General features: G+C 44.4%; 2 protein-coding genes. Both read left to right on the forward strand.

Features of this window, described 5'->3' with window-relative positions; translation table 11 throughout:
* Positions 1-273: tyrosine-type recombinase/integrase (locus EG849_RS15930; protein ID WP_233581825.1), on the forward strand; the 273-nt coding region annotated here is incomplete at its 5' end.
* A partial coding sequence (locus tag EG849_RS15465) for an IS91 family transposase (protein ID WP_125014330.1) occupies positions 252-1231 on the forward strand: 980 nt, incomplete at its 3' end. The genes EG849_RS15930 and EG849_RS15465, both read left to right, overlap by 22 nt.

Raw genomic sequence — 1231 nt, forward strand, 5'->3', positions numbered from 1 at the left:
AATCGGTATTCCCAGCGTGGTGTGCAATGGGCGGTCAAGCAGGCAGCCAAGGCAGCGGGCGTGATAAAGGAGGTACACGTGCATACACTGCGTCATAGTTATGCCACACATCTGCTCGAAGACGGTATGGATATCGTTACCCTAAAAGACCTTTTGGGACACCAAAATTTAGAAACAACCTTAGAGTATTTGCAGATTGCACAACTCGAGAGTCAGCAAAAGTTTAGTCCACTCGATTCGCTTTTTGCAAAATGCAGCCGTTCTTTGAAGTAGCCGATGTACTTAGACGCCTGGGTACAAAAACAGAACACATGGGCCTGAACACCTGGCAGCTCCGAACACTATCTGCCATCAAAAAATGCCGAACCTCGGCTTTAGGGGGCCATATCGATGCTTGCGATGGCTGTGGGAATCTATCGATAAGTTACAACTCCTGCCGCAACCGGCATTGCCCAAAATGCCAAGGCAGCAAACGGGAGGATTGGATACAGGCCAGAGAAAGCGAACTCTTGCCCGTACCTTATTTTCATGTAGTTTTCACCCTGCCCGATAGCATCAATTCCTTGGCGATACATCAGCCCAAACTAGTGTACGATACGTTATTTGAAGCGACTTGGGAAACGCTTCAAAAATTTGGCAAGGCCAAAGCCATACAAATGGGAATGATTGCCGTTTTGCACACATGGGGACAAAATCTGAGTTTACATCCGCATCTGCACTGCATTGTTCCTGGTGGAGGAGTGGACAAAAATGGAGTGTGGCAAAACATAAGATCCGATGGTAATTTTTTGTTTCCAGTGAAAGCTTTGTCAAAGATCTTTAGGGCGAAGTTTTGTGAAAAAATCAAAGAAAAAGAACCTATAAAATACGAGCAAATCAGGCAAGGATTATGGCAGAAACCGTGGGTGGTTTTTGCCAAGAAACCTTTTGGAAGTCCAAAATCGGTCGTGGAATATTTGGGAAGGTACACCCATAAAATTGCCATCAGCAGCCATCGCATTAAAAACGTTGATGCGCAAAACGTCACTTTTGATTATAAGGATTATCGTCAAGAGGGCCTTAAAAAACAGATGACATTGACGCATCAGGAATTTATACGTCGGTTTTCATTGCATATTTTGCCCAAAGGTTTTGTGAAAATCCGGCATTACGGTTTTTTGAGCAGTACCTGGAAACGGCAAAAGCTCAAACTCTTGCAGCTGAAATTAAAGGTAAAAGTATTGGGAAATCG

Origin of the sequence: Flavobacterium macacae, from assembly GCF_003865365.1 — a bacterium.
In the GTDB taxonomy this organism is placed as follows: Bacteria; Bacteroidota; Bacteroidia; order Flavobacteriales; family Flavobacteriaceae; genus Flavobacterium; species Flavobacterium macacae.